Annotated in this window: 17 protein-coding genes, 1 tRNA gene and 1 other RNA gene; 9 read left to right on the top strand and 10 right to left on the bottom strand. The window is 63.9% G+C overall.

Translation table 11 applies throughout. The features are described from left to right. Positions 1-82 precede the first annotated feature (82 nt). Both KWO_RS09500 and thrC read right to left on the bottom strand, forming a co-directional pair. Positions 83-826, bottom strand: coding sequence for a murein L,D-transpeptidase catalytic domain family protein (locus KWO_RS09500; RefSeq protein ID WP_017113113.1), 744 nt, complete (start codon positions 824-826; stop codon positions 83-85). A 102-nt stretch (positions 827-928) separates the two neighbouring features. Then, a complete protein-coding gene (gene thrC / locus KWO_RS09495; protein WP_017113112.1) occupies positions 929-2,233 on the bottom strand; it encodes a threonine synthase in 1,305 nt (434 codons plus the stop codon). Positions 2,234-2,394: 161 nt separating this feature from the next. Between thrC and KWO_RS09490 the strand changes: the two genes are divergently transcribed. Continuing rightward, positions 2,395-2,709 (top strand): EthD family reductase, encoded by a 315-nt coding sequence (locus KWO_RS09490; protein WP_010367184.1) that lies wholly within the window; start codon positions 2,395-2,397, stop codon positions 2,707-2,709. A gap of 74 nt (positions 2,710-2,783) precedes the next feature. Here KWO_RS09490 and KWO_RS09485 read toward each other — a convergent pair whose 3' ends face one another. The 5 genes from KWO_RS09485 to KWO_RS09460 form a co-directional block, all read right to left on the bottom strand. Next, a complete protein-coding gene (locus KWO_RS09485) occupies positions 2,784-3,743 on the bottom strand; it encodes a homoserine kinase (RefSeq protein ID WP_010378548.1) in 960 nt (319 codons plus the stop codon). A 50-nt stretch (positions 3,744-3,793) separates the two neighbouring features. Next, entirely contained in the window at positions 3,794-6,301 is a 2,508-nt protein-coding gene (gene thrA, locus KWO_RS09480) for a bifunctional aspartate kinase/homoserine dehydrogenase I (RefSeq protein WP_017113111.1), read from the bottom strand. A gap of 589 nt (positions 6,302-6,890) precedes the next feature. Next, positions 6,891-7,391, bottom strand: coding sequence for a TspO/MBR family protein (locus tag KWO_RS09475; RefSeq protein WP_010367192.1), 501 nt, complete (start codon positions 7,389-7,391; stop codon positions 6,891-6,893). A gap of 717 nt (positions 7,392-8,108) precedes the next feature. Beyond that, positions 8,109-8,525 carry a hypothetical protein gene (locus tag KWO_RS09465; RefSeq protein WP_010367198.1) on the bottom strand — a complete coding sequence of 139 codons (417 nt, stop codon included), beginning with the start codon at positions 8,523-8,525 and terminating at the stop codon, positions 8,109-8,111. A 150-nt stretch (positions 8,526-8,675) separates the two neighbouring features. Further along, positions 8,676-8,752, bottom strand: a tRNA-Arg gene (locus KWO_RS09460). Positions 8,753-8,888: 136 nt separating this feature from the next. On the opposite strand from KWO_RS09460, the gene amaB reads away from it, so the two are divergent. From amaB to KWO_RS09415, 8 genes are all read left to right on the top strand, one after another. Continuing rightward, positions 8,889-10,421: an L-piperidine-6-carboxylate dehydrogenase gene (amaB, locus tag KWO_RS09455; protein WP_010378556.1), complete on the top strand. Its 1,533-nt coding sequence runs from the start codon at positions 8,889-8,891 to the stop codon at positions 10,419-10,421. A 581-nt stretch (positions 10,422-11,002) separates the two neighbouring features. After that, positions 11,003-11,287, top strand: coding sequence for a DUF4190 domain-containing protein (locus tag KWO_RS09450; RefSeq protein ID WP_010378557.1), 285 nt, complete (start codon positions 11,003-11,005; stop codon positions 11,285-11,287). Positions 11,288-11,289: 2 nt separating this feature from the next. Beyond that, the gene (locus KWO_RS09445; protein WP_017117646.1) at positions 11,290-12,057 is read left to right on the top strand and encodes a class I SAM-dependent methyltransferase; all 768 of its coding nucleotides are present in this window, start codon (positions 11,290-11,292) and stop codon (positions 12,055-12,057) included. Positions 12,058-12,062: 5 nt separating this feature from the next. After that, positions 12,063-13,118: a quinone-dependent dihydroorotate dehydrogenase gene (locus KWO_RS09440; RefSeq protein WP_010378559.1), complete on the top strand. Its 1,056-nt coding sequence runs from the start codon at positions 12,063-12,065 to the stop codon at positions 13,116-13,118. Beyond that, positions 13,115-14,167, top strand: a complete 1,053-nt coding sequence (gene murB / locus KWO_RS09435) for a UDP-N-acetylmuramate dehydrogenase (RefSeq protein WP_010371434.1) — start codon at positions 13,115-13,117, stop codon at positions 14,165-14,167. Before KWO_RS09440 ends, murB begins: the two co-directional genes overlap by 4 nt. Next, complete coding sequence (locus KWO_RS09430) at positions 14,161-15,072, top strand: DMT family transporter (protein WP_010378560.1); 912 nt, start codon at positions 14,161-14,163, stop codon at positions 15,070-15,072. Before murB ends, KWO_RS09430 begins: the two co-directional genes overlap by 7 nt. 143 nt (positions 15,073-15,215) lie before the next feature. After that, positions 15,216-15,920, top strand: coding sequence for an aspartate/glutamate racemase family protein (locus tag KWO_RS09420; RefSeq protein ID WP_010371432.1), 705 nt, complete (start codon positions 15,216-15,218; stop codon positions 15,918-15,920). A gap of 193 nt (positions 15,921-16,113) precedes the next feature. Further along, a complete protein-coding gene (locus KWO_RS09415; protein ID WP_010378561.1) occupies positions 16,114-17,397 on the top strand; it encodes an MFS transporter in 1,284 nt (427 codons plus the stop codon). Positions 17,398-17,400: 3 nt separating this feature from the next. Here KWO_RS09415 and KWO_RS09410 read toward each other — a convergent pair. From KWO_RS09410 to ispG, 3 genes are all read right to left on the bottom strand, one after another. Beyond that, positions 17,401-17,473, bottom strand: a non-coding RNA gene (locus KWO_RS09410) — sX9 sRNA. 62 nt (positions 17,474-17,535) lie between these two features. Beyond that, complete coding sequence (locus tag KWO_RS09405; protein WP_010378563.1) at positions 17,536-18,267, bottom strand: phosphatase PAP2 family protein; 732 nt, start codon at positions 18,265-18,267, stop codon at positions 17,536-17,538. Then, complete coding sequence (ispG, locus tag KWO_RS09400) at positions 18,248-19,513, bottom strand: flavodoxin-dependent (E)-4-hydroxy-3-methylbut-2-enyl-diphosphate synthase (RefSeq protein WP_010371421.1); 1,266 nt, start codon at positions 19,511-19,513, stop codon at positions 18,248-18,250. The genes KWO_RS09405 and ispG overlap by 20 nt, the downstream gene beginning before the upstream one ends. Positions 19,514-19,597: the final 84 nt, after the last annotated feature.

The raw sequence follows: 19,597 nt of genomic DNA, 5'->3' as shown, positions 1-19,597 counted from the left end.
TTTGGCAGTTGATTGGTGGATTGATTGATGCGTCAGTGCGTGCTTGTCGGAGCAGTTGATTGGGTCGCTCGCCCGCAACCACTCACCGCCCAGCCACCGCACGCGCAACCGCCCCACCGCAGCCGCCACTCAACAACTGCGATTGCCGCAACCAGGCCCGGTCTGGGTAATAAACAAACACAAACGCACCGTCGCGCAAGGTGTCGATCAACTGTTTGGCCACGGCTGGCCGCACGGCTGGGCAGCCAAGGCTGCGGCCGAGCCGACCCTGGGTGCGGATAATGGCTTCGCTCACATAGGGGGCACCGTGGATAACGATGGCGCGGTCGCGCGCGTGGTCGTTGAAACCCGGCTCCAGGCCCTTGAGCCGCAACGAGTAGCCGTTCTGGCCGGTGTACGACTCCTGCGCGGTGAAGGCGCCCAGGCTGGACTGGAAGCTGCCATCGTTATTGGAGAACTTCGCCGCCAGGTTCTCCCCGGTATTACGTCCGTGCGCGACCCATTCCCGAAACAACAGACGCTGCTTGTCCAAGTCGAACACCCATAAGCGGCGCTCGGTCGAGGGGCGGCTGTAGTCGATGACGCTGAGCACGCGCTCGGCATCCACCTGCTGACGCTGCCGGGCACATTGCAGCGCTTCGGTGGCCAGGGCCAACACCTGACGGTCCAGCGACGGCGCCTGCCGCGCCAGTGCCTCGACCAGACCCACACGCGGCGTGCCCAATGGCGACACCGGAGACGCAGACAAGGTATCGGCCGCACTGGCCGCACCAGCCGCTGCCCACCCGCATAAAGCGGCGGCAACGGCAATCATTCGATAAGACATGCAACAACCCACAGCAGACGCGGCGCCACAGCGGGGCCGCACCCACCTAGAAATAACCCCATGCGGGCCACTTTCCAACCCCGAGTGCCTGAACGCGTTGGGTCAGGCCGCATCCGCAAGCAGGCGCTGGCGGAAGGCCGCGTAGTCTGGCGCCAGTGCTTCGGCATGCGCCGGACGCTGCAGCAGTTCCGCCAGCGCTGGCGGAACTTCCACCGCGCGGCCGATCAACGGTTCCACCACGCCCTCGAACTTGGCCGGATGCGCCGTGGCCGCCACCGCCCAATCGCCAGTGCCGCCCTCCGCGCCCTCGGCACGCAATTGTTTGAGTACATGCACCGCGGTGGCGGTGTGCGGGCAATGCACCTCGCCATAGCGCGCGAAGCGCTGCTGCACGGTGTGGCGAATCGCCGCATCGTCCACCGACAACACACGGAATTGCTCACGCAAGGCAGCATCGTCGCCGTTGTAAAGCCAGCGCAAGCGTTCGAAATTGCTTGGCGCGCCCACGTCCATCGCATTGGCCAGCGTCGCCACGCTGGGCTGCGGCACGTACGCGTTGCCAGCAAAGTAATCCGGCAACACATGGTTGGCGTTGGACGCCAGCGCAATGCGGCCCAACGGCACCCCGAGCGCGCGCGCAATGATCGCTGCCAACCCGTTGCCCAGATTGCCGGCCGGCACCACCAGATTGAGCACGTCGGCCGACGCCGCACGGTGCTGCAGCGCGGCGTGCGCGTAATAACTCATCTGCGGCAGCAGCCGGCCCAGGCTGATGCTATTGGCCGAACTGAGCGGAACCTGCGTTTGCAACGCGGCATCGTTCAAGGCCTGCTTGACCATCGCCTGGCAGTCGTCGAACGAGCCGGCCACACGTAAGGCCTGGATGTTGTCGCCGAAACACCCCAACTGATGCGCCTGCCGCGGAGAAACGCGGCCGTCCGGATACAGCACCACCACGCGCAGACCGGGCTGGCGATGGAACGCGGCGGCCACGGCGGCACCGGTGTCGCCGGAGGTTGCGACCAGGATGGTGAGCGGGCGGTCTTCGGCGCGGCGCAAGCGGGTCAGGCAGGCCGCCAGAAAGCGCGCACCGAAGTCCTTGAACGCGGCGGTGGGGCCATGAAACAGCTCCAGCGCGTAGTCGCCCGGCGTGCCCAGCGCCACCAACGGCGCAGGAAAGTCGAAGGCTTCAGCGCAGATGGCTGGCAGCTCGGCCGCCAGCGCATCGCCTTCGAAAAACGGCTGCAGCAGCACGGTGGCGGTGTCGGCCAGGCTGGCGCCCGCAACCAGCGCACGCGCGGACGGGAGGGTCTGCGGCACGTAGAGGCCGCCATCGGGCGCCAGCCCGGCGGCAATGGCCTGGCTCAGGCTTACGGCGGGCGCACCGCCACGGGTGGAAATAAACATCAGCGTGACTCCAGATCAAGCGAAGGCTGGGCGTTGCCCGTGGAAAAGTGTGCGGCGCTTGGGGCGGCCGGGGCGCGCGGCGCAACGATATTCCGCCGAGTGGCGGCGCATGGTCGGCGGCGCGGGGCTATGCTGCGCGCACCTTTCCGCGGAGTCGGCAGATGATCAAAGTCAGCGTGATGTACCCCTACCGCGACAGCGCCCGCTTCGATCACAGCTACTACCGCGACAAGCACATGCCGCTGGTGAGCGCGCGCATGGGCGCGGCCTGTTTGAAATACACCGTGGACAAGGGCATCAGCGGCGGCGAAGCCGGCAGCACCCCGGCCTTTATCGGCATGTGCCATATCTTTTGCGAGTCGGTGGAAACCTTCAACGCCAGCTTCGGCCCGCACGCGGCGGAGATCCTGGGCGACATCCCCAACTACACCGACCTGACCCCGGTGATGCAGATCAGCGAAGTCGTCGTCGACTAAACAGCGTGTGGCGCGCTGCAGGCCATACATGTAGCGCGTTGCCTGCGGTGCCTTGCCATTGCGTGCGTGCTGATTCATCCGAGCAACCGTGCCGCAGGACTTGCGATCGGCGACACCCACGCCTGGCTATCGAACCCTGCGGCAGTAAACCCGGCCTGCACTGCCGGTGCCGCGGCGTCTGCTGCGGCGCGCGATTCGAACCAGGCAAACACGCTGGGCCCTGCGCCGGAAATGCTGGCACCGAGTGCGTTATGGTCCAGCGCTGCCTGCTTGGCATCGGCAAATCCGGCAATCAACGGGGCGCGGCGCGGTTCGATCAGCACATCGCGCAAGCCCGCACGCACCAGGTCTGCATCGCCTGCATGGCAACCGGCCAACACCAATGCCAGATTGGTGCTCTGCGCGACGAATTCGCGCAACTGATAATTGCCGGCCAACGCTTCGCGCGCGCGTCGCGTTTCCAGCACTGCATCCGGATGCACCAGCAGGCTATGCCACGCTGCGGGGACGCTGATCGGCACCAGACGCTCCAGCGTGCACAGCACCAGACCGCCTAAAAATAACGGCCCCAGGTTGTCGCCATGTCGGCTGCCGCTAGCCACCGCTTCGCCATCGAGCGCGTATTGGTAGAGCTGGTGGTGATCCAGCGGCGATGCCAGCAGCGCGTTCGCCGCGACCAAGGCCGCCACGCACGACGCAGCCGATCCCCCCATGCCCGAGCTCAGCGCAATGCCTTTGTCGATCTCGATTTCAAACCCGTAAGGCAGCTGCAAGGCGGCACGCAGCGACATCAACGCAGCGCCTGCAGTATTGCGTTCGGCATCCAGTGGCAGCGCCACGGTCGTGCCGCGAATCGCAGTAATGCGCACCACCGGCGTTTCGATACGACGCACGGTAACGGTGTCGCCGACGCCATCGATGGGGTAACCGAGCAGGTCGAATCCCACCGCCACATTCGCAATCGATGCCGGCGCGAAGGCGCGCGCTTCGTGCGGGCCGCGTTTGCCGAGAGAAGCACGATCGCTGTGGTGCACTTGTGTCGCGGATGCTTGACTCGAGCTGGCTTGGCTGGCGGCTGTTTGCGTCACAGCCGCGCACCCTCGCCCGCCGCCACGCGCAGCAGATCGGCGAACACGCCTGCTGCGGTCACTTCCGGCCCCGCACCCGGCCCCTGGACCACCAGCGGGTTCTCGCAGTAGCGCCGCGTGGTGAATTGCACAACGTTGTCAGTCAAACGCAAATTGGCGAATGCATGATCGGCTGGTAGCTCGACCAGGCCCACGCTGGGCGCGCGGTCCGGCGGCAACTGCGCGACATAGCGCAGCACGTTGCCACGCGCATGCGCTTCGGCAAGACGCTGCGCGAAAGCCGCATCCACTTCCGGCAGGCGCGCCATGAAATCGTCCACGCTGGCCTGACGCAATGCCTCCGGCACCAGGCTTTCCACCTGCACGTCTTCCAGGCTGATGGAACGCCCTGCTTCGCGCGCCAGGATCACCAGCTTGCGCGCCACATCCACGCCGGACAGATCGTCGCGCGGGTCTGGCTCCGTGTAGCCCATGCCGCGCGCCTGCGTCACCAGTTCGGCGAACGGCACGCTGCCGTCGTATTTGTTGAACAACCAGGCCAACGTGCCGGAGAAGATGCCTTCGATGGAGGTGACTGCATCGCCGGTATCGACCAGATCACGCAGCGTGGTGATCACCGGCAAACCAGCGCCCACGGTGGCTTCGTAACGGAAGCGCGCACCGCTAGCGTCGGCTGCTGCGCGGATTGCCTCATAACGCGCCAGCGGGCCGGAACCCGCCTGTTTGTTCGGCGTCGCCACGTGGATCCCGGCAGCCAGCCAGCCTGCGTAACGGTCTGCTACTTCGGCGCTGCCGCTGCAATCGATGATCACCGTATGCGGCAGATGCGCAGACAGCAAATGTGTGGTGAAGCGTTCCAGATCGGTGGGCGTGGCGGCCGATGCAAAGGCATCGCGCCAGTTGCCGACCAGCCCGCGCTCGTCCAGCAGCATGCGACCGCGCGACACCACCGCACGCAGGCGCAGATCCAGATTGGCCTTGCCCAGCAACTGCGGTTGCGCGACGCGTAGTTGATCCAGCAACGCCGCGCCCACATTGCCCGGCCCGATCACGCCGACCGAGAAGGTCTGCGGCGATAACCAGAAACCGGCATGCGCCGCGCGTAAGGCCTTGGTGGCATGCGCTGCATCAATGGCCACCGAGATATTGCGCTCGGAGGAGCCCTGCGCAATCGCCAGGATATTGACCTGCGCACGTCCCAACGATTCGAACAAGCGCGCCGCCACACCCGGCTGGCCGGCCATGCCATCGCCCACCGCTGCCAGCACGCTGATGCCGGGGGTCAGCTGCACGCGTTGCACCTGGCCGACCGTAAGTTCATGCGCAAACGCCTGCAACAACGCATTGCGTGCACGCTCGGATTCGTGCTGTTTGACCACGCAGCAGATCGAATGCTCCGACGAACCCTGCGAGATCATCACCACCGACACCTGCGCCGTGCGCAGCGCAGCGAACACGCGCTCGGCCGTGCCAGGCACACCGATCAGGCCGGTGCCTTCCAGATTCAGTACCGCCAGATCCGGGCTCAGCGTCAGCCCCTTGATCGGCCCGCTCTCCGCGCTGCTGGCAGTGATGCGCGTGCCCGGATGTTCGGGCTGGAAGGTGTTGCGGATGATGATCGGCAGGCCGCGTTCGATTGCCGGCGACATCGTTTGCGGATGCACCACCTTCGCGCCGAAATACGCCAGCTCGCACGCCTCATCGTAGCTCAGCGTTTCCAGTTGCACCGCTTCGGGCACCACGCGCGGGTCGGCCGACAGCACGCCGTCCACATCGGTCCAGATATGCAGTTCGTCGGCATCAAACAATGCGGCAAAGATGGCCCCCGAATAATCGCTGCCGTTGCGGCCTAGCGTGGTGATGCGGTCGTCACGGTCGCGCGCCACGAATCCGGTGACTACCACGCGCGTTTGCGGATGCGCTTGTCGCCACGTTGCAAGCCGCTGCGCACTCACGTCCCAGTCCACATCCACACCCAACTCGCCGCGATTGACCACAAGCACGTCGCGCGCATCCAGCACCGCGCAGTCTTCGCCAATCGCGCGGAAGTGATCTCCCAATAATTGCGCCGAATACACCTCGCCCAGTCCCTGCACGCGGTCAAGCACCTCGCGCGGCAATTCGCCGATGACCGCTAGCGCGCCAAGGATCTGCGACAGATGCTCGAAGCGCTCGTCCAGCCACTCCACCGTCGGCCCGGAATGCTCACCGAGCAGGGCCACGGCCGCACCGCGATGGCGCGCACGCGTTTCGTACCAGCGCTCGCGCCATTCGGGGCGATCCTTTGCCGCCAGTTCGGCCAGCTCGATCAAGGCATCGGTGACGCCCTTCATCGCCGAGACCACGGTGACTTGCACCGTCTCGTCGCGCGCAAGCAGCAGCTGCGCCACATGCCGATAACGCTCGGCATCGGCTACCGAGGTGCCGCCGAATTTGTGGACGACAGTGCGCGCACAGGACGCAACAACAGCGGCGGGTTCGAACAAAACAGCAGGCGATGACATCGACAGACCTCGTTGGGGAGGCCCCGTCCGCATCAGATGAGAGAGGGAAGCCCCCGCATCCTGATCCGGGTGCGGGGCCGTTGTTTTCGGAAGTTACGCGAAGACGACGGACCGCACCGGGCGAATGGTGGCGGTAGTAATAATGATGGTAATGCCGGCCACGCCCGCACCTGCCCGCAGCAGCGGCTGGCAGAGAAGCAAAGCGATGGCAGAGGCGTTACCCATGCATGCAAAAGACATCACCAGGCCGAGGCCTGTCAAGCATTGCGTGAATGGGCAACCGTGCGCGTTTGGCGCACGGAACAGAAAACCTTGCCGCTCAGGGATTTAAGCACTGTGCGCGCAAGCAATTGATTGCTATGGAAACTTTTGGAGCGGCGTTGCAGAGCCATGCTGCGCAGGTTTCTAACCTTAGCTTGGTGGGGCCATACGCTCGGCTGACGCGATAGGCTGACTGGATCGGCAGCGCTCGATGCATCACATCGCTGCAGGCAGCATGTTGCTTCAAGCAACAGACAACTTCGCATCAAGCAACAGATCGTCGCTATCGCAACCCCGAATCGGTGCGAGCCAAGGTCAGCAGCGCAGATCAGCCAAGCACCTGAGGGTTGAGTTGCCAGACCGAAAAATTGAGCGCCGCCGCAAAGCTCACCCACGCCAGATACGGCACCAACAACCACACCGCCAGAGCTTGCCTCTTCGCAAACACACCGATGGTCGCCGCCAGCACCAGCCACAGGGCCACGATGTCCGCGAACGCCCACGCCCCCAGATGCCACGCAAAGAACAACCAGCTCCACAGCGCATTGAGTGCCAGCTGCACCAGGAAAAGTGTCAGCGCCACACGCGCGCCGGCCCATCCCCCACGGCGCCACACCAACCACACCGACACCGCCATCATCCCGTACAACGCCGTCCACACCGGCCCGAACAACCACCCCGGCGGCGCCCATGCCGGCCGCTGCAGCTGCGCATAAAAGCTGGCCGCCTGGATCGACGCCATCGCGCCCAGCCCGGCGACGGCGTAGCACAGCACCAGCCAGCCGAGAAGGCCAAACCATTGTGGTTTTTTTGAACTTCGTTGGGTCATGCCTGTTGTGGTCTGTGATCCGCGGCCGTCAGCCTGGCAGAGCTTCTGTGCAAGCCGTGAATACGCAAATAGCGAGTCCGCACTCAGCTAACCCCGTACGGATTCGCGCCGTCATGTCCCAATCTCCTCGCGGTAGCGAATCGGACTACAAACTGATGTGCTACTCAAAATCGGGGGGGACGTCGATGGCCGGCGTTCTCTTACGCAGAATTCAGACCTTGGCAGCCACGCGGACTACGCGACAACAGACAAATACTACGCGCACCTGACACCAGAGGGGGATAGCGAAGCTGTGCGTAAGATTAAGCTTTGACTAGCGCTTTTCAACGAAATCGAACCACCGCTGTGGATGCAACAGTTTCATCTCGGTTACAAGCAATTTCATATCAGGCGCAAAACTGCGCAGTTCATTCAACGCTTCACGCGCGGACGCAAGGGTTCCAAGTTGCCCTCGGAGCAGACTATCCTGTAGCAGCTCGGGGACAGATTCAATTGGCCATTTCCACGGGGCGCTGATATACGCCAATTCTTCGCGAAGCAAATCAATCTGCTTGTCTGCATCAGGGTTTTGAACTGATCTGCACCAACTTTGAAATTTCTTGAGCCCTCTGGATCATTGCATCCACCTCTTCAACAACTGGTTTAACAAGCTGGCAGACCAAAGTCAGCAAAAGATATCTCAACGTCGGCTCCGCTGTAGCCATCACAGTATTTTGGCTAGACCCGAGAGCGCGTAGATTGCTCACTTATTTTCTGAAGCAACTCATAGAGCGTTTCCGCTCTGGGCACATCATTTATATATCCCGACTTAAGTTGTAGGTCTAAGAGGTTGCCGCCGACAATCTCGGCAATTTCCTTAATGCGAGCAAGGATGACCTCCGCCTGCACCAGCGTCGCGTCTAACTGACGCTGCTTGGCTTCAATTCCAAGCCCCTTGATGCTCTCGAAACGCTCGATAGTGGACGCAAAAAACAGTGCGATACCCGCGCCCCAAAGTGCCAAGGCAGCCGTAGTCTCAATTCTAATCGCGCTCAAAGTGCCCATAACGAGGCAAACGAAGCCAGCAAGCCCAAGCGCGGCATTCACTATCAAGTAGTAGCGAATGGACCAAACCCCGACGGCTTTGTGCTGCATGTTTGTACCTCTTGCCCAAGTGCAAGCCGCTTGCCCACACCGTCTGAGCAATTCTCAAAGTGGACTGTGGCAGCTGTGGCAATGCCTTGTGGATATCCACTGCAATATGCAGAAACGGCTAATCCCGCAAGCACCTAAGCCATTGATTTTTGGTGACCCCGGCCCGATTCGAACGGGCGACCTTCCCCTTAGGAGGGGGACGCTCTATCCAGCTGAGCTACGGGGCCAAGGGCAGCATTGTCGCACGATCGTTGCGATTGCCAAGCCGGTAGCTGGACGGCGGAGCCTGCTAAAATCAGCGGCTACCCCCGTGTCGTGGCCGGCCTTGCCGCCGCGCGACCGCCACTGTTTCCAGGAGATCCCATGTCCGCTGACCTGCTCAAGGCGCTCGACCTCGCTGCGTCCAATTCCGGCACCTATCTTGGCGAGGCGACCTGGTCGCAGGCCACCGGCGCCGGGGTGCTGCAGCCGCTCAATCCAACCACCAATGCGGTGATCGCCGAGGTGCAAGCCACCACGCAAGAAGATTACGAGCTGATCCTCCAGCGCGCGCAGGCGGCTTTCAAGGTGTGGCGTACGACGCCGGCGCCACGTCGGGGCGAGGCGGTGCGTTTGTGTGGCGAGGCGCTGCGTGCGCACAAGGATGCGCTCGGTTCGCTGGTGGCGCTGGAAATGGGCAAGAGCAAGCCGGAAGGCGATGGCGAAGTGCAGGAGATGATCGACATTGCCGACTTCGCGCTCGGCCAGAGCCGCATGCTCTACGGCTACACCATGCATTCGGAGCGCCCCGGCCACCGCATGTATGAGCAGTATCAGCCGCTGGGCCTGGTGGGCATCATCAGCGCGTTCAACTTCCCGGTCGCAGTGTGGGCCTGGAATGCGTTTTTGGCGGCGATTTGCGGCGATATCTGCATCTGGAAGCCGTCCAACAAGACGCCGCTGACCGCAATCGCGACAATGAAGATCTGCAACGCGGCATTGAAGGACGCCGGCTTCCCGGACATCTTCTTCCTGATCAACGATGCCGGTACGGCACTGTCGGAGAAGCTGGTCGAAGACAAGCGCGTGCCGCTGATCAGCTTCACCGGCTCGACCCAGGTCGGCCGCGTGGTCGCCGAAAAGGTCGCCCATCGCCTGGGCCGTTGCCTGCTGGAACTGGGCGGCAACAACGCCATCATCCTGGACGAAACCGCCGACCTGAAGCTGGCGATTCCCGGCATCGTGTTCGGCGCTGTCGGCACTGCCGGGCAGCGCTGCACCACCACCCGCCGCCTGATCGTGCACGAATCCATCTATGACAACGTGCTGGCGACCCTGGTCAAGGCGTACAAGCAGCTCGACAGCAAGATTGGGGACCCAACTGACCCCGCAAACCTGATGGGCCCGCTCAACAGCCAGGGCGCCGTCCAACAGTTCCTCGACTCAATCGCCAAGGCCAAGGCGGCCGGCGGCACGGTCGAAGTGGGCGGCACGGCGATCGATGGCCCGGGCAACTTCGTGTTGCCGGCGATTGTCACCGGGCTGCAGAACAGCGACGAAGTGGTGCAGCACGAGACCTTCGCGCCGATCCTGTACGTGATGAAGTACAGCACGCTGGATGAGGCAATCGAGCTGCAGAACGGCGTGCCGCAAGGCCTGTCCTCGTCGATCTTCACCCAGAACCTCAAAGCGGCCGAGAAGTTCCTGTCGGCGGCCGGCAGCGATTGCGGCATTGCCAACGTCAATATCGGCACCTCGGGTGCGGAGATCGGCGGCGCGTTCGGTGGCGAGAAGGAAACCGGCGGCGGTCGCGAGTCTGGCTCGGATGCGTGGAAGGTGTACATGCGTCGTCAGACCAACACCATCAACTACTCCGATTCGCTGCCGCTTGCCCAGGGCATCACGTTCGATCTTTGATCGGAAGCGGCTAGAAGAGCACCGCGCCGCCGTCAGGCGGACGCGGTCGTTGCCGGGCAAGTCGCCTGCCATGCGGACACTCCATGGCTGAGCGCGCGGCTCACGCCCTCATGATTATTCGCTCCGTTTCGCTGGCCACTCGAAGGCTTTAACGCGCGTCTGGCAGCTGCCGGCGCGCCTGTTCTGCCATGCGGCCGTGCTGCGGCAACATACGGATGCAGCAGGCTGAGAGGGACTGACTGCGTCTCCGGATGCAGGTCGACAGGAAACCGAGAGCCTCTCTCTGCACGATGCGGTGCCCGGCCGCCACTCTCAGCTTGGATTGCAGCACCCAGCTGACCGACCTACAAATGACAGCGCCGCAAGCGCGAATCGCACGGCCTGACTACCGGCCTAGCCAAGCCACCTCGCCCGTCAGCAGCAGCACCAAGACGGCCAGATCAGCCTGTTCAACCCGTCAAATTCGACTCACCACGCCCACCCGACTGCGTTTGGCCGCAAACGGCACGCCTTTTGCCCGGCGGCTCTGGGATAATCGTGCGACGCCAGCCCTCGGCTGCCCGCCCTTCAAGGAGTTCATGATGAACGTTGTCGTTCGACAGACCAGCGCCATGGCGATCGTCAGCCTGGTCGCAGGCATTCTCGGCTGGACGCTGATCCCGTTCCTGGGCAGCATTTGCGCCATTATCACCGGCCACCTGGCGCGCGCGGAAATCCGCCGCAATCCGCAGGGTCTGGACGGCGACGGCCTGGCCATCGGCGGCTTGATCATGGGCTGGCTGGCGGTGGCGCTGTGGGTGGTGGGAATCGCGTTTTTCCTGCTGTTCTTCGGCGGCATGGCCTGGCTCGCGGCTGCCAACAATTGAGCATGGCCGCGCCCTCCTCCGCTCAGCGCTTTAACGACCGTGTGGCGGCCTACGTGCGCTACCGGCCGAGTTATCCGCCGCAGTTGCTGCGCTGGCTGCATGAAGAACTGGGCGTGACGCCAGCGACGAGGATCGCCGATATCGGCGCCGGCACCGGCATTTCCAGCCGCCTGTTTCTGGAAGCCGGGTATGCGGTCACCGCGGTAGAGCCCAACCCGGCCATGCGCGAAGCCGCGCTGCAGTGGCTGGCGGAATTCCCAAGGTTTCAGGCGATCGACGGCACCGCCGAAGCCACCGGGCTGGCCGATGCCAGCGTCGGCATGGTCTCTGCTGCGCAGGCCTTCCACTGGTTCGACATGCAAGCCGTGCGCGACGAATGGGCGCGCATCCTGCAACCCGGCGGGCTGGCGGTGGTGTACTGGAATTCGCGCGAACTGGACAGCACTGCCTTCCTGCGCGGCTACGAGCAACTGCTGCTGGATTACGGCACCGACTATTCTGCAGTAGCCGAGCGTTATCAGGACGACGCCACCATGCAGGCGTGGTTCGGCGAGGGTTTTCGCGCGACGGCACGCTTCCCGAATGTGCAGCGATTGGACTTCGATGGCTTGCGCGGCCGCCTGCTGTCGTCCTCGTACGCCCCGCTTGCGCACGACCCACGTCATGCCCCGATGCTCGCCGCGCTGCGCACGCTGTTCGATGCGTATGCACACGATGGGCTGATCGACTTCCAATACCAAACCCGCGTTTTCGCCGGGAGATTGAACTAACCCGCATGTATTCGCTTGCCCGCCCCTTGCTGTTTTCTCTCGATGCCGAGCGCGCCCACGCGCTGGCATTGCGCTCCATCGACACCGCGTATCGCACCGGCACCACGTCGCTGCTGGCCAAGCGCCCGGTGCCGCTGCCCACGCCGGCCTTCGGCTTGATGTTCCCCAACCCGGTTGGACTGGGTGCCGGGCTGGACAAAAACGGCGAGCATATCGATGCCTTGCTTGCGCTGGGTTTCGGCTTCGTCGAAATCGGCACGGTGACGCCGCGCGCGCAGGAGGGCAACCCCAAGCCGCGCATGTTCCGCTTGCCCGAGTACCAGGCGGTGATCAACCGCATGGGCTTCAACAATCTGGGCGTGGATGCGCTGGTGGCCAATGTGCAGCGCGCGCGCCGCCGTGGTGGCCTGCTTGGCATCAACATCGGCAAGAACAAGGACACGCCCAACGAAGAGGCCACCAGCGACTACCGCTATTGCATGGAACGCGTGTATCCGCTGGCCGACTACATCACGGTCAACATCTCCTCGCCCAATACCGCCGGATTGCGCGAGTTGCAGGAGGAACAATCGCTGCGTCGCCTGATTTCCGACTTGCGCGAAACCCAGGAAGCGTTGGGCGCGCAGCACGGCAAGCGCGTGCCGATGCTGGTGAAAGTCGCGCCGGACCTCAACGACCGTGACATCGATGCCGCCGCACGCGTGCTGGCCGACCTTGCTGTGGATGGCGTGATCGCCACCAACACCACGGTGACGCGCACCTTGATCGCCAATCACCCGTTGGCTGCGGAAGCCGGCGGTCTGTCTGGTGCGCCGCTGCTGGGGCAATCCACGCTGGTGCTGCGACGTTTGCGCGCGCGGCTGCCCGAATCGATTCCATTGATCGGCGTGGGTGGCATCAACTCCGGCGCGGATGCGGTGGCCAAGATGGCGGCCGGTGCGAGCCTGGTGCAGTGCTATAGCGGGTTGGTGTATCGCGGCCCGCAGCTCATCGGTGAATGCGTCAATGCCATCCGCCGCCGCCGCGAGGCACCCAGCGGCGGTGCGGTGTCGCCGTTATGAGCGACACGACGCAAGCCGGCTGGCAGCTGAGCGAGCATGCGCCGCTGCGCGCGCTCAATACCTTCCATGTCCAAGCCACCGCGCGCTGGCTGCTCAGCGTCCACGCGCCCGAGGCATTGCCGCAGGCACTGGCCGCACCCGAGATCGCCGATCAGCCGCTGCTGGTGCTGGGCAACGGCAGCAATGTGTTGCTTGCTGGCGACCCGCCGGGCTGCGTGCTGTGTTTCGAAAACCGCGACATGGTCATCATCGCGCACCATGCCGACCACGCCATCGTGCGTGCCGGTGCCGGCGTGAATTGGCATGCGCTAGTGCTGTATTCGCTGCAGCAAGGCTTGTCGGGGCTGGAAAATCTGGCCTTGATTCCCGGCACTGTCGGTGCCTGCCCGATCCAGAACATCGGAGCATACGGCGCGCAGGTAGGCGACTTCATCCATGTGGTGGAAGCCTTCGATCGGCACAGCCAGCAATTCGTGCGGCTGGATGCGGCCGACTGCGCGTTCGGTTATCGCGACAGCGTGTTCAAGCAACAACCCGAGCGTTATCTGATCGTGGCGGTGGAATTCAATCTGCCGCTGCTGCACGAACTGCGGCTGGACTACGCCGGCATTCGCGAGGAACTGGCGAGCATGGGCGCCGAATTGGCGGGCGCCGCTGATGTGGCGCAAGCGGTCATCAATATCCGCCGGCGCAAGTTGCCGGACCCGGATGTGCTTGGCAATGCAGGTAGCTTCTTCAAGAACCCGCTGCTGCCAAGCGAGCAAATCGCCGCGTTGCAGGCCAGCTTTGCCGACATGCCGGTGTACCCAGGCGAGCATGCACGCCAGGGCAAATTGTCGGCAGCCTGGCTGATCGAGCAATGCGGCTGGAAAGGTAAGCGCGAAGGCGATGCCGGCGTGTCGCCTGAGCATGCGCTGGTGCTGGTCAATTACGGCACCGCCAGCGGCGCGCAGTTGCTGGAGTTTGCTCGGCGTATCGCCGAATCGGTGCGCGAGCGCTATTCGGTGATCCTGGAGCCGGAACCGCGCATCATCGGGGCGCATTGGTGACGGCAGCGCAGGTCTCGCGGCGTGCCGCGTTGTGGATGCTCACCAGTACCTTCGCCTTCGGTCTGATGGCGATCACGATTCGGCTTGCATCGAGCACGATCGCGACGACCGAGATCGCGTTTTTCCGCAATGCCTTCGGGCTGTTGGCATTACTGCCGTTGATCGTGCGGCCAGGTAAGCCGCTGCCGCGCACGCGGCAATTGCCGCACTATCTGGCACGCACGCTCATCGGCCTGGCCTCGATGCTGTGCGGGTTCTGGGCGATTGGCCATCTGCCGTTGTCGCAGGCCATCTCGCTGTCCTACGCCACCCCGTTGTTCGTCACCGTGCTGGCCGTCATCTGGCTGCATGAGCAGGTGCGGCTGCGGCGCTGGCTGGCGGTGGCGGCGGGCTTCATCGGCGTGTTGGTGATTTTGCGGCCGGGCTCGTCCACATTCACGCCCGGCCTATTGATTGCGCTGTTGGCTGCGGTGATCAGCGCCGTCGTCGCGATCCAGATCAAGCAGCTCTCGCGCAGCGACGACTCCGACACGGTGGTGTTCTACACCTACGTATTCTGGGTGCCGATGTCGCTGATTCCGGCGCTATTCCAATGGACCTGGCCGCAGGGCATCGATTGGCTGTGGTTGGTGGCCACCGGCATCTTCGGCACCGCCGGGCAGTTGTTCTGGACGCGCGCACTCAAGCTGGGCGAGGTCTCCGCATTGCAGCCGATCAGCTTCATGCAGCTGCCATTGGTGGCGCTGCTGGGCTGGTGGCTGTTCGGCGAGGCGATCGAGCGCCACACCGTGATCGGTGCAGCCATCATCATCGGTGCCAACGTCTACATCGCCCATCGCGAAACCGTGCTGGCGCGCCGCGCCGCCACGCATGCACCGGTAGAAGGCGCCAAGCCGGGCGAGTGAGCGAAGCTCGCTGAGCTGGCTGCGCCTGGTCGGGCATGCGTCTTGTCGGTACTGCCGACGTACACTTCAGTCCTCATGCGCAGCGCACGCGCTGCATTGCACGCTGCGCGATTCGTCATCCGCTGCACTGCCATGGAGTTCGCATGCCGGTTCCAAGCAAAACAATCGGTTTGATCGGTGGAATGAGCTGGGAGTCCACCCTGCCCTACTACCGCATCATCAACCAGCGCGTGCGCCATGCCTGCGGCGGCCTGCACTCTGCAAAGTTGCTGCTGTACAGCGTCAATTTCCATGCGATCGAGCGGCTGCAGCATGCCGGCGATTGGGAGGGTGCTGGTCAGGCGATGGCCGCAGCAGCACGTGCGCTGCAGGCAGGAGGCGCCGACTTTATCGTGCTGTGCACCAACACCATGCATTGCGTTGCCGACGCGATCACGTCTGCAACACCACTACCGTTGCTGCATATCGCCGATGTCACCGCCGATGCACTGGTCGCAGCGGGCATCAACCGGGTCGGATTACTCGGCACGCGCTTCACCATGGAGCAGCCGTTTTATCGCGCGCGCCTGCAACCGCGCGGCCTGGACGTACTGGTACCGCCGGCCGATGCACGCGAAGAGTTGCATCGCGTGATCTACAACGAACTCTGCCAGGGTGTGATCAAGCCCGAATCACGCGCTTACGTCCGCCAGGTCATGGCCGACCTCGGCCAGCACGGTGCGCAAGCGATCATCCTGGGCTGCACCGAGATTTCGCTGCTGGTGGACAGCACCGATACGCAGCTGCCGTTGTTCGACACCACTGCACTGCACGCCGAAGCAGCGGCGTTGGCAAGCGTGTCGGACTGAGTCGCGACGAAAGCCCGGACAACGCGCGATGGCCGATGCACGCACGCGTTCGCGTGAGGTATTATGGGTCCTATCGGCACTCCCTCGCCGGAACGGCGTAGCGACGGCCCCGCATGGCGGCTAGCATTGGCTGCTCGGCGCGTTACCACGCTGCAACGGCGATGCGTTTCCACCCGCAACAGGATGCGACCGCATGACCACCGACGCCGCGCCAGCACAACTCACCCGCAACGACTACAAAACGCTGAGCTTGTCCGCGCTGGGCGGCGCGCTGGAGTTCTACGACTTCATCATCTTCATTTTCTTCGCGAAGGTACTGGGCGAGCTGTTCTTTCCGCCGGGCATTCCGGAGTGGACGCGCCAGCTGCAGACCTTCGGTATCTTTGCGGCCGGCTACCTGATCCGCCCGTTGGGCGGCATCGTGATGGCGCACTTCGGCGACCTGCTTGGCCGCAAACGCATGTTCGCGCTGAGCATCGGATTGATGGCCTTGCCCACGCTCGCCATCGGCGTGCTGCCAACCTACGCGCAGATCGGCGTGGCCGCGCCGCTGCTGCTGTTGACGATGCGCCTGCTGCAGGGCGCGGCCATCGGTGGCGAAGTGCCCAGCGCGTGGGTGTTCGTGGCAGAGCACGTGCCGGCGCGACGCAGAGGGCTGGCCTGCGGCGCTTTGACCGCCGGTCTGGCTGCCGGCGTGTTGCTCGGTTCATTGTGCGCAGGCGCGCTTAACCACGCGTTCACGGCGTCAGAAATTATCGAATACGCGTGGCGCCTGCCGTTCCTGGCCGGCGGCATCTTCGGGCTACTGTCGGTGTATTTGCGGCGTTGGCTGCATGAAACGCCAGTGTTCGCCGAGCTGGTTGCCATGCGCGCACTGGCGCGCGAGACGCCACTGAAGGTGGTGCTGCGCGATCACCCGCGCAGTCTGGCGCTGTCATTGTGGCTGACCTGGGTGATCGCGGCGGCAGTGCTGGTGGTGTCGCTAATGACGCCCACGCTGCTGCAAAGCGCGTATGGCTATCCGTCGCCAGTCGCGTTGCAGGCCAATTTACTGGCAGTGCTGCTGCAGGCGATCGGCTCGGTGGTGGCCGGCGCGCTGTCCGACCGCTGGGGCAGCGGGCGTGTTCTGATGGCCGGTAGTGTGTTTTTGGGCATCAGCGCATGGCTGTTTTATCGCTTTGCGGGCGACCCAACATTGTTATTCCCGCTATATGCCCTGCTCGGCGCTGCGCTAGGCGTGCTGGGTGCGATTCCACGGGTGATGGTCGAGGCGTTCCCACCCGTCGTTCGTCTGTCTGGCGTGTCGTTCGCCTACAACCTGGGCTATGCCGTGTTCGGCGGCCTGACCCCGCTGCTGGTGGTGATGCTGCTCAAGCAGCACCCGATGGGGCCGGCGTATTACGTGATTTTGCTGGCGTGCATCGGCGCCATCGTTGGTGTCCGGCTATCGCAACGAGAGCGTGTCCCCCGCCCTTAGAGCGTCTAGCAGACGTAGCGAGCAGTCGTCAGCTGGGTGGACGGCGCGCAAGAACAGCAATGTACGAGCGGTACATGCCGATTCCGAGCATCTGCCCACACCCGCCTGGCGGCTGCACGGTTGTTTTATCAGCTGCTCTTAATCGGCGAACGGCGCGCGCCCGGTCTGCTTCACCACCACACCGCTCGGCGTGCGCCAATGCGGCCGTCGCGCGCCGCGGAACATCACCAGATATAGCCCGAACACCCACACCAGCGCCGCCGACCAGCCGCCCAGGATGTCGGAGGGGTAATGCACGCCCAGATAGATGCGCGAGGTGCCCACCAGCAGCGCAAACAGGCTGGCGGCGATCGTCACCGGCCAGCGCCAGCGTGTGTTCCAGGCCAATGCGATGACCACGGCCGCCAGCGTCATCGAGCCCATCGCGTGGCCGCTGGGAAAACTGAAAGACGTTTCCGGCGCGATCGACTCCCACAGACTGGGGCGGTCGCGCTGAAAAAATTGCTTGGCGCCCATGTTGAGCAATGCCGAGCCACCGAATCCCAGCGCCGCAAACGTGCCTTCGCGCCAGCGCTGCAAGACCAACAACACCAGCACGATGGCGATATCGGCCGGAATCACGCCGTACTGGTAGCCCACTTTAGAGATCACGCCGAAAAACGCATCCAGCCCGGGCGTGGCGATGCTGCGCATGCTCCACAGCAGCGATTCGTCGAAGTAGATGTTTTCCAGTGCGTGGACTTCATCTGCCAGGTCCACGAATAGACCCAGCGGCAGCAGCACACCGGCAAACAGCAGCGCCATGCGCCACGCATTGCTACGCAACCACCCCTTGAACCCGGCCGGCGACTCAGCCGGCGCGGCGGGCATAGGTGCGTTCGACGTATTGATCGATCAGGCCAATGAATTCTTGAGCGATGTTTTCGCCGCGCAAGGTGACGCTTTTCTCGCCATCGATGAACACCGGCGCCGAAGGCGCCTCGCCGGTACCCGGCAGCGAAATACCGATGTTGGCGTGGCGCGATTCGCCAGGCCCATTGACCACGCAGCCCATCACCGCCAGGGTCATGTTCTCCGCGCCGGGATTGGTGATCTTCCACTCCGGCATCTTGGCGCGCACATGGTTCTGTACCACCCCCGCCAGCTCCTGGAAGAACTCTGAGGTGGTGCGGCCGCAGCCCGGGCAAGCGGTGACCATCGGCGTAAATGCACGCTGGCCGGTGGTCTGCAGCAGTTCCTGCGCGACGATCACTTCCTGTGTACGCGACTGCCCCGGCTCCGGGGTCAGCGAGATGCGGATGGTGTCGCCGATGCCTTCCTGCAGCAGCACGCTCAGCGCTGCCGCCGAGGCGACAATGCCTTTGCTACCGATACCGGCTTCGGTCAGGCCCAGATGCAGTGCGAAATCGCAGCGGCTGGCCATGTCGCGATACACCGCGATCAGCTCCTGCACGCCGGACACCTTGGCCGAGAGAATGATGCGCTCGCGCGGCAGGCCCAATTCCACCGCGCGTTCGGCCGAATCCACCGCCGAGCGAATCAACGCCTCGCGCAGCACCCGGCCGGCGTCCCACGGCGTTTCGCGCTGCGAGTTTTCGTCCATCAGCTGCGCCGCCAGCGACTGGTCCAGCGAGCCCCAGTTGGCGCCGATGCGCACCGGCTTGCCGTACTTGATGGCGAACTCGATCAACTGACCGAACTGCAGATCCTTCTTCTTGCCGAAACCGACATTGCCCGGATTGATGCGGTACTTGGCCAGTGCCTCGGCGCAGGCCGGCTCTGCTGCGAGCAACTGGTGGCCGTTGTAATGAAAGTCGCCGATCAACGGTACTTCGATCCCCATCATGCGCAGCTTGTCGACAATGCGTGGGATGGCAGCAGCGGACTCGGCATTGTTGACGGTCAGGCGCACCATTTCCGAGCCGGCGCGCCACAGATCGGCCACCTGCTTGACGCTGCCGGCAATGTCAGCAGTGTCGGTGTTGGTCATCGACTGGACGACGACCGGATGGCCTCCGCCCACGGTCACGCTGCCGATCTTGACGGCCTGGGTGATGCGACGCGGCCAGGCGGTGGCGTCGGCGGGAGGGGTTGGGCGGGTCACGGCGTCATACATCGCGGTATTTTAGCCTGTCCGCCGTGCGCTCACAGCTGAAGCGCCGTGCGCGCCACCGTCCCGGCCGATGCGACGGTTTGTCGC

The organism is Xanthomonas vasicola pv. musacearum NCPPB 4379, assembly GCF_000277895.2.
In the GTDB taxonomy this organism is placed as follows: domain Bacteria; phylum Pseudomonadota; class Gammaproteobacteria; order Xanthomonadales; family Xanthomonadaceae; genus Xanthomonas; species Xanthomonas vasicola.
The sequence above is the reverse complement of the archived record's forward strand: the minus strand, read 5'-3'. Positions and strand labels throughout refer to the sequence as shown.